6 protein-coding genes are annotated in these 9,755 nt (G+C 37.6%); 2 read left to right on the forward strand and 4 right to left on the reverse strand.

Going from position 1 to position 9,755, the window contains the following annotated elements; translation table 11 throughout:
• Positions 1-62: 62 nt before the first annotated feature.
• Entirely contained in the window at positions 63-842 is a 780-nt protein-coding gene (locus EKM00_RS13635) for a TatD family hydrolase (protein ID WP_126516546.1), read from the reverse strand.
• Positions 843-997: 155 nt separating this feature from the next.
• On the opposite strand from EKM00_RS13635, the gene EKM00_RS13640 reads away from it, so the two are divergent.
• Positions 998-1,438, forward strand: coding sequence for a retropepsin-like aspartic protease (locus EKM00_RS13640; RefSeq protein WP_126454365.1), 441 nt, complete (start codon positions 998-1,000; stop codon positions 1,436-1,438).
• 81 nt (positions 1,439-1,519) lie between these two features.
• On the opposite strand, the gene EKM00_RS13645 is transcribed toward EKM00_RS13640, so the two are convergent.
• From EKM00_RS13645 to EKM00_RS13655, 3 genes are all read right to left on the reverse strand, one after another.
• The gene (locus EKM00_RS13645; RefSeq protein ID WP_126516547.1) at positions 1,520-4,408 is read right to left on the reverse strand and encodes a T9SS type A sorting domain-containing protein; all 2,889 of its coding nucleotides are present in this window, start codon (positions 4,406-4,408) and stop codon (positions 1,520-1,522) included.
• A 387-nt stretch (positions 4,409-4,795) separates the two neighbouring features.
• Positions 4,796-6,028, reverse strand: coding sequence for a 2-oxoglutarate dehydrogenase complex dihydrolipoyllysine-residue succinyltransferase (gene odhB / locus EKM00_RS13650; protein WP_126456142.1), 1,233 nt, complete (start codon positions 6,026-6,028; stop codon positions 4,796-4,798).
• Positions 6,029-6,185: 157 nt separating this feature from the next.
• The gene (locus EKM00_RS13655) at positions 6,186-8,963 is read right to left on the reverse strand and encodes a 2-oxoglutarate dehydrogenase E1 component (RefSeq protein WP_126456145.1); all 2,778 of its coding nucleotides are present in this window, start codon (positions 8,961-8,963) and stop codon (positions 6,186-6,188) included.
• Positions 8,964-9,083: 120 nt separating this feature from the next.
• On the opposite strand from EKM00_RS13655, the gene EKM00_RS13660 reads away from it, so the two are divergent.
• On the forward strand, positions 9,084-9,626 hold the full coding sequence (locus tag EKM00_RS13660; protein ID WP_126516548.1) for a hypothetical protein: 543 nt from the start codon (positions 9,084-9,086) through the stop codon (positions 9,624-9,626).
• Positions 9,627-9,755: the final 129 nt, after the last annotated feature.

Genomic DNA, 9,755 nt, shown 5'->3' on the forward strand with positions numbered 1-9,755 from the left:
ATTTTTCTATATTTGTGTGGGCAAATGAACAAAAAAAAAGTCAAAATAAAGTGAATTCCACTTTAAATCCCAAAAATAGCTTTAGAATTCTCGGTGGTTCGCATTGCTATTTCATGTGTTGAAAGGCCATAAATCTGGGCTAGCTTATCAACTATGCTGACGATGTAACTACTTTCATTCCTTTTTCCTCGAAAAGGAATTGGGGCTAAATATGGGGAATCTGTTTCTAAAACAAGATACTTTATATCGATCTGTTTCAAAAATTGATCAATTTTTCCATTTTTGAAAGTAACAACCCCACCTATTCCAAGTTTCATATTATACGAAATTGCCCTTAAAGCTTGTTCATACGTTCCAGAAAAACAATGAAAAATACCAAATAAATCATCCGATTTTTCTTGCTCCAGAATTTCGAAAATTTCATCAAATGCATCCCGACAATGAATCACAATAGGTAAGCTGTATTCTTTAGCCAATTGAATCTGCTTTTTGAAAGCAATTTGTTGCTGAGGCAAATGGGTTTTATCCCAATACAAATCGATCCCAATTTCACCAACAGCGTAGAATTTTCTTTTGGTCAATTCGTTTTTCACATGCTGTAATTCTTCCAGATAATTCTCTTTCACATACGTGGGATGCAATCCCATCATCAAGAATACGTTTTCAGGATACTTTTTCTCTAAAGTATACATAGATTCCGTGCACGTCGAATCGATTGCCGGAATAAAAAATCGTGAAACCCCCGCTTCAATGGCGCGCTTCATCATTTCGTCCCGATCTTGATCGAATTCTTCTGAATATAAATGAGTATGCGTATCTGTAATTATTGTTTTTGTTCCCAAGTGTCGTCTTTTAAGAATACAAAATTACAAGAATTAAACTAGTCAAAAAAATGGTTTAACAAAGATTGCGACAGAAAAAAGATTCCAAAACTGCATACAACAACTTGTATCTTTGTAAAAGGGACACTATAATTCTGAAAATAAATTCTGCCTAGATGAAAAACCTGCTCAATATTCTTAAAAAAGAAAATTATAAAAAAGTGAAATTTAAAATTACCACAACAAAACATGTTTTGATAAAAGCAAAAATCAATGGTGTACTGGGTAATTTTATTCTGGACACAGGAGCCTCAAATAGTTGCGTAGGGTTTGAAAGTGTCGATTTATTTCTATTGGAAGCCAAAAAATCAAAGACAAAAGCCTCTGGAGCAGGAGCAACCGGAATGCATACCCAACTCGCTTTGAAAAACAAGTTGCAGCTTGGCTCCTGGAAAGATTCTAATTTTGAACTCGTTATTTTTGATTTATCGCATGTAAACGAAGCTTTAGTGCAGCACAAGGCACAACCGGTTCATGGAATTATTGGCGCTGATATCTTGATGAAAGGCAAAGCGATTGTGGATTATTACAATCATTATTTGTATTTATTAAAATAGAACTCCCCTTTGATAACATCCAAAAAGAAAGAGCGCACCACAAACCCGATGCGCTCTGCTCTTACTACAAACCCAACTTATTTAATTTTTAATCATTTTGGCGGTACTCACTTTACCGTCAACTGCCATTTTAACAATATAAACCCCTTTTTGAAGATCACTCGTTTGAATCGTTGTGGAATTGCTTTTTGGGCTTCTCACTAAAACTTCCTGACCTAAGATGTTATAAACAGTCACATTTTCAATTGTACTATTGGCTTCAATTGTCAAATAATTAGTCGCCGGATTGGGATACATACGGACTTGTGATGTTTCAAAATTAGCAATCCCCAGCGTAGAAATTGTTTTACTAAAATACACATTGTCAATATAAACGGTTCCTGCTGGTGCTCCTGACATCACTAATTGAGCAATATGACCCTTGGTTGTCAAACCTGAAAACTCTGACAAAGGGATGTCATAACTGTTCCAACCTGACAATGTTGGCGTACGAGTAACTTCAAATTCTACATCGTCGCCTCCTTGATACACACCGTTTGCACCAAAATCAACTAATTTAACTTTGAAAGCGGTTAAATCCGGCGTCCACACATCGATACGAAAATAAAGCATTTGCGTTGCATTTATGGTTCCCGTAACATCCACCCCAAAATAACTCAAATTCGTATATTTTTTAGTGTCATTACCGGCAATTTGCATATTTGTTAAAGTACTCCCTGCTGACCAGTCCGTTCTCCAGGTAGTAACCGGAACATTCGTATAGGCATTACTGAACATGGAAATAACATTAGCTGCAGCCGTTGTAGGTGTGGGAGCTGCAACAGTAGGTTCCGTTGGCGCTACGACCACCGTTGATTTATAGAAGTAAAAATTATCCAGATAAACCGTTGTTCCAGCAGGAGCAGACGCCATACTCATTTGAAAAACAGTACTGAAGTTTATCCCCGGAAAATTAGCAGCATTCAAGACCACATCAAAACTATTCCATCCTGCTGCGATTGTGAATGTTACACCCGCTTCTACAGGGCCTTGATTAATTAGATTAATCTTTACAGAAGTTGCACTTGCGGACCATAAATCCACATGCATTTTTGTCATATCAGAAAGATCAAAAACCTCTGTTGCTGGCAAAGTAATTCCTTGGTAATTAAAATTACTTAATTTTTTTGTGTTATTGGTTGCAATAAGTTCCTCCGTAACATCCGTAGATTGGCCCCAAGCTTTAGACCAATCGCCTGCTTTATAAACAGCATACGCATCACTAAAAATAGATTTCACGTCAGCGGCAACTCTTGCCAGCGGCGCTGGCGCAGCAACAGTTGGCGCTGTTGCAGCTACTGGCGTAGCTATTTTTGCAGAAAACGAAATATTATCCAGATATGACACGTGATCAGCACTTCTTGTTGTCCCGCTAGGAATGTAGTCGGGAAAAATAATAAGCTGATCAATTCCGGTAGAAACACCCTCTCCTATTTTTCCGGAAAAGTTGAATATCAACTCTTCCCACTCGTTTATTTTAGTATTGGTAACCGTAATTTCGCCGGAAGATCCGCCGTCTGGACGTGCCAGTTTGATTCCTACTTTGCTAATTACATCTTTATACACCATCATTTTAATCGTGCTGTTGGTTTCATTCAATGTAAATGTTCCAATCCCGTTCGTGCCAGATGCATGAGCCGTCTCAAAACCGGTATACCAAGCACCAGCAACCAAAGCGGTAAATTTAACAGCGGTATTTGAGGCATTAATTCCTGTTTTGTTGGGATTTGAAGCTAATAAGGAAGCTGTTGAACCTCCTGATGGATTATCAAAAGAAGTCAAAGTCCAAGTGGACCCAAACTCGCCTGTTTCAAAAGTAACGGGCGCATAAGGAGCGGCTGCCGGAGCTGCTACAATAGCAACCTTATTAAAATACACATTGTCGATATAGATTGTTCCTGCAGAGCCTGAGAAAACAAACTGCGCAATATGAGCTTTAGTAGTCAAACCCGTAAAATCCGAAAGCGGAATTTCTAGACCGTTCCAGCCACTTAAAGCTAAGGTGCGGGTAATTTCAAACTCTTTATCATCTCCGCCTTGATACACACCATCAGCACCAAAATCGACTATTTTAATTTTGAATGTAGTCACATTTGGTGTCCAAACATCAATATGAAAATTAAGCATTGCCGAAGCATTAATTTTATTAGCTTCAGTAATAACTCCAAAATAACTTAAGTCAGTATATTTTTTAGTATCATTCCCAGCGATTTGAATGTCTGACAAAACATTTCCAGATTGTCCCCAATCTGCTCTCCAATTATCCACTGGCACATTCGTGTAAGCGTTACTAAATAACGAGATAACATCTGTCGACGCTAAAGTAGGCGTTGGTGCGGCAACAGTAGGAACCGTAGCGGCTGGTTTTGCTGAAAATCTAACATTATCAAAATAGCTGGTCGTTTCCGAAGTCCGTGCATTAAAATCCAAAAAGAATATAATTTGGTCAATATTAATCGTTTCAAACAATCCTATTTTCCCTGAAAAATCAAAAGTCAATTCCTCCCACTCGTTGATCTTAGTGTTGGGTACTTTAATTTCTTGCTGTGCACCACCATTTGCTATTGCAAATTTGATTGCTACATCACTGATGACACTCTTGTACACCAATATTTTGATGATACTATTAGAAGAACTCAGGGTAAAGGTTCCAATCCCATTTACACCAGATGCATGCGCGGTTTCAAATCCTGCATAAGGCGCCGCACCTGAAGCGGTCGTTCCTGCTATAAATTTTCCTACCGTTGCTGTAGTGTTGATTCCGCTCGGGAATGGATTGGAGACTTTGGAATATCCCGCTCCGGATCCGTTTTCAAAAGTTTTCAATGACCAAGTTGAACCAAATTCTCCGGTCTCAAAGGTTATTGGTGCATTTTGTGAATAACCTATTGCAAAAAACAACAGGAAAATAAATAAAGTAAAGTTCTTCATAATTTTGAGGTATTAGTTATTCTCAAATTTAGGAATGTATCGTGTTGTGGCTTAAAATAAGAAGTGTGTAAAAACTATACAGCGATAGAAATAAATTACAGAATTAAAAACAGTAGTAAATACTACTATTACTAGAACTTAACATTATTTTATATGCAGTTAGAAAAAAGCTTTGACATTCTTTAATTTTAAAATGTTGTGGTAATGTTATGGCAAATATCTATTCAAATAACACTTAATTTAAGTAGAACACAATTTATTTTAAAATAAAAAAGAATAATCGTAAAAAAAAACATAAATAAATACATATTTAAAATAAAAATCCCGCCTTGTTTTTACAACAAGGCGGGATTTTTATTTCTCTATCCATTGGTCAAAGTATTCGTATCACAATTCTAATGCTTTTTTAGGATTGTTCTCTAACAATAATTCCATTGGGTTTTCTAAGGCTTCTTTTACGGCCACCAAGAAACCAACAGACTCACGACCATCAATAATTCTGTGGTCATAAGACAACGCCACATACATCATTGGGTGAATTTCTACTTTTCCGTTTACGGCAATTGGGCGCTCGATAATGTTGTGCATTCCAAGAATTCCTGACTGTGGCGGATTGATGATTGGCGTACTCAACATACTTCCAAAAACACCACCATTAGTAATCGTGAAGGTTCCACCTGTCATATCATCTACTGTGATTTGTCCGTCACGCGCTTTAAGGGCTAATCTTTTAATGTCGGCTTCAACTCCTCGGAAAGTCAAATTCTCCGCATTACGAACTACTGGAACCATTAATCCTTTTGGTCCTGAAACGGCAATAGAAATGTCGCAAAAATCGAAAGCGATCTTATGATCCCCATCCATCATTGAGTTTACATCTGGAAATAATTTTAATGCTCTTGTGACTGCTTTAGTAAAAAAAGACATGTACCCTAAACCAATTCCGCCATGTTTTGCTTTGAATGCGTCTTTGTATTCATTCCGAATCAAGTTGATTGGCGTCATGTTTACTTCATTAAAAGTAGTTAACATGGCTGTTTCGTTTTTAGCAGCCACTAATCGTTCTGCCACTTTACGACGCAACATTGATAATTTTGAACGTTCGGATCCACGAGACCCACCAGTAGGCGTCCCCATTGAAGGCACTGCCTGTACGGCATCATCTTTAGTGATTCTTCCGTCTTTTCCAGTTCCTGTTACTGAGTTTGTTGCTATATTTTTTTCGTCTAATATTTTTCGTGCTGCCGGAGATGGAGTTCCTGAAGCGTAAGTTGTTGCTGCTGCTACTGGAGCGGCTTTTGGTGCTTCTGTTTTAGTTTCCACTTTTGGCGCTTCAACTGTTTTTGTTGCTTCAGCAACGGGCGCATCGTCTGCTGGTTTTGCTCCGTCCGTATCAATGTGACAAACTACTGCTCCTACTGCAACTGCATCTCCTTCTTCCGCTTTCAAAGTAATGATTCCGCTGGCTTCTGCTGGCAATTCTAATGTTGCTTTATCAGAATCAACCTCAGCAATGGCTTGGTCTTTCTCTACATAATCTCCGTCTTTTACCAACCAAGTTGCGATTTCAACTTCCTTTATAGATTCCCCTGGTGATGGGACTTTCATTTCTAAAATCATGTTCTATTATTTTAAATTATGAATTTTAAGTTTTAAATTGTTATCGAACAACCTATGTTTATTATATCAACTGTTTTTTTAGCCCTGATGGCAGCGACATCCTTTTTCTAGCTTCTTTAGCTAGGAAAAGATATAGCGTACAGCAGGAAATAGCTCTTTATTCTCTAAATAAATTTTTATCAAAAACCATACGCAATGCGTCTGACTGTCGGCGTTTTGCTCTTGTATAACTTCCTGAGGCCGGAGCCGCATACGCTTTTAGAGAAGCCAATCTCCATTTTACTAAATCAAAATTCATTAGCATAAAGCTGTAAGCACCCATGTTTTTTGGTTCTTCTTGTGCCCAAACATAATCATCTGCATTGGGATATTTAGCGATAATGGCTTTTAATTGTTCTACTGGTAATGGGAACAATTGTTCGACTCTAACTACGGCTACATCATTTCTGTCCAGAATTTCTCTTTCGGCAGTAATGTCATAATAGAATTTTCCGGTACAGAAAACCAGCGTTTTCACATGCGCTTTATTCACTGTTTCATCATCAAATGTTTCTTGAAAACTTCCTGTTGCGAATTCTTCAACGGTAGATACTACCCTTGTATCGCGCAACAAACTTTTAGGCGTAAACACAACAAGCGGCTTACGGAAAGTCGTTTTCATTTGTCTTCTCAATAAGTGAAAGAAGTTGGCTGGTGTAGTACAATCTGCCACATACATATTGTGTCTGGCACAAAGTTGTAAGTACCGCTCCATTCTGGCTGATGAATGCTCCGCTCCTTGTCCTTCGTATCCGTGCGGCAACAATAAAACAATTCCGTTTTGATTGTTCCATTTATCTTCGCCACAAGAAATGTACTGATCGATTATAATTTGGGCACCGTTACTAAAATCACCAAACTGTGCTTCCCAGATGGTTAATGTATTTGGGTTGGCTAAAGCGTACCCATAATCAAACCCTAAAACAGCATATTCAGACAACAGCGAATTGAATATATTGAATTTCCCTGTTGCCCCCCCTAAAGTACTCAACAAAGTCACTTCTTCTTCCGAATCCTCGACTTTTACAACGGCATGACGGTGAGAGAACGTGCCTCGCTCTACATCTTGCCCCGAAATACGAACATCATATCCTTCTTTTAAAAGTGACCCATAGGCTAAGTGCTCTGCCATGGCCCAATCCAGCTTGTTTGTTTCAAAAAACATTGTTTTTCTATCGTTGACAAGTTTTTGTATTTTGCTGATAAATTTTTTGTCTGCAGGTAAATTACAAATTACATTTGCAACCTCCGTAAGTTCTACTACTGGAAAAGTAGTATCTACTTTTTTGAGCATTTCAACATCCGAAACCTGCTCAAAACCTTTCCATTCGTTTTTCATGAATGGTGTTATAATAGTCAAATCTTTTTTACGGGAGGCTTCTAAATTCACCTCTAGATTTGATTTATATTCTTTTTCTAATCCTTTTACAAAAGTACTGTCAACAACTCCTTCGGCAAGCAATTTCTCCATGTAGATGTCTCTTGGATTTTTATGCTTTGCAATGATTTTGTACAATACGGGTTGGGTAAAACGAGGCTCATCACCTTCATTATGTCCATATTTTCTATATCCTAATAAATCAATAAACACATCCCTACCAAATTCCATTCTGAAATCCAATGCAAATGACATCGCGTGAACTACAGCTTCAGCATCATCTGCATTGACATGCAAAACGGGCGAAAGGGTAACTTTAGCAACATCAGTACAATAGGTAGAGGAACGAGCATCCAGATAATTGGTTGTAAAACCGACTTGATTATTGATAACAATATGTATAGTTCCTCCTGTTTTATAACCATCCAATTGTGCCATTTGCACAATTTCATACAAAATTCCCTGGCCCGCAATTGCAGCATCTCCATGAACGGCGATTGGCAACACTTTAGAGAAATCGTTAGGAAAATATTTGTCTTGTTTGGCTCTTGTGATTCCTTCGATTACTGCCCCTACTGTTTCAAGGTGCGACGGATTAGGAGCTAAATTTATATTAATTTTTTTACCGGTACTGGTCACTTTATCCGCTGTAAGTCCTAAATGGTATTTTACATCGCCGTCAAAATATTCTTGATCGTAATCTTTACCGTCAAACTCTCCAAAGATGTCTTGGGTCGATTTGCCAAAAATATTTGCCAACACATTCAAACGACCACGATGTGCCATTCCCATAACAAATTGCTCAACTCCTTTTTCAGCTGCTTTCTCGATTAAAGCATCTAATGCAGGAATAATTGATTCCCCACCTTCTAGAGAAAAGCGTTTTTGACCTACATATTTAGTGTGCAAAAAATTCTCAAAAGAAACGGCTTGGTTTAATTTATTAAGAATGGATTTTTTTTCATCCAATGAAAATTTAGGCTGATTGTCATTGTAGCCTAATTTTTTCTGAATCCACTCCACTACTTCCGGTTTACGGATGTACATATATTCCACCCCGATGTGCTGGCAGTATATTGTATCAAGATGCGTTATGATTTCCTGAAGCGTACAAGGCTGTATTTCCATAACCTTGGCTGCATCAAAAACAGTATTTAAATCTGCTGATGAAAGTCCAAAATTTGTGATTTCTAGAGTTGGTGATGATACTCGTCTTTCTCGAACCGGATTTGTTTTAGTAAACAAATGGCCGCGAGAGCGGTATCCGTCTATTAATTTTAATACGTTAAACTCCTTTTGAAGCTTGTCAGAAACCAAGCTAATATCTGTATTATTAGCCGCAAAATTTGCAATTTGCTCGACTTTATGATCCTCGCCGTAAGAACTCATCCCAAAGTCAAAACCTTGAAAGAAACTTCTCCAACTAGGCTCAACGCTGTCTGGATTTTCTATATATTGATCGTATAATTGAGCGAAAAATTCTGTATGTGCTGCGTTTAAAAATGAAAACCTATCCATAATATTTAGTGAATATACCTTTTTGATTAAAATAGTTTGGCAAAAGTACAATAATACAATAAATTTATAATTTATTTTAAGATACTTTTACATCTTAAATTGTTAAAAATCTAGAAACTTATGGCAAAAAAGCGCCTTTTTGAGGTTACCAAATCGTTTTTAGCACTTATTGCCTTGTTTTTTGCAAGTGCTCTGTTTGCACAACAAAATACAATGTATACCATTATGCCAAACCAGTTTTGGAGAAATGTACAATTTGGCGGTGGACTGGGTTTAGGCTTTGGTTCCGGCTATACGGACATTTCGTTAGCGCCAAGTGCCATTTATAATTTTAATGAATATGTGGCTTTGGGACTTGGGGTGCAGTATAAATATTTGAAGCAACGCGATTTTTTTGCTTCTCATTTGTATGGCGGTAGTGTTATAGGATTATTTAATCCAATCCCTGAAATACAACTTTCGGCGGAACTGGAACAGTTAAGAGTCAACGTAAATCTGGATGAATCCAATAGCGATTCTCAAAACTACTGGAATACAGGCTTATTCATCGGCCTTGGTTACAGATCTGGAAACGCCACTATTGGTGGGCGATATAATGTTTTGACTGACAAAAACAACATTTACGGCAGTGCCTTTATGCCTTTTATCAGAGTGTATTTTTAATTATCTGCGATGAAAAAAACTTTTCAATTATGCTGTATTTTATTTATAACGCATGTCCCGTCCTGAAATAGCGATACACAAAAAGTATCCTAATGGAAAAACATGAAGAAACACGCTATGTGAAGCGGA

This window comes from Flavobacterium sp. RSP15, from assembly GCF_003968755.1.
GTDB lineage: Bacteria > Bacteroidota > Bacteroidia > Flavobacteriales > Flavobacteriaceae > Flavobacterium.

Bases quoted from the DNA above. Each gene is read 5' to 3' on its own strand.
- EKM00_RS13640 (WP_126454365.1), top strand. From the start codon at position 998: ATGAAAAACCTGCTCAATATTCTTAAAAAAGAAAATTATAAAAAAGTG.
- EKM00_RS13645 (WP_126516547.1), bottom strand. From the start codon at position 4,408: ATGAAGAACTTTACTTTATTTATTTTCCTGTTGTTTTTTGCAATAGGT.
- odhB (WP_126456142.1), bottom strand. From the start codon at position 6,028: ATGATTTTAGAAATGAAAGTCCCATCACCAGGGGAATCTATAAAGGAA.
- EKM00_RS13655 (WP_126456145.1), bottom strand. From the start codon at position 8,963: ATGGATAGGTTTTCATTTTTAAACGCAGCACATACAGAATTTTTCGCT.
- EKM00_RS13660 (WP_126516548.1), top strand. From the start codon at position 9,084: ATGGCAAAAAAGCGCCTTTTTGAGGTTACCAAATCGTTTTTAGCACTT.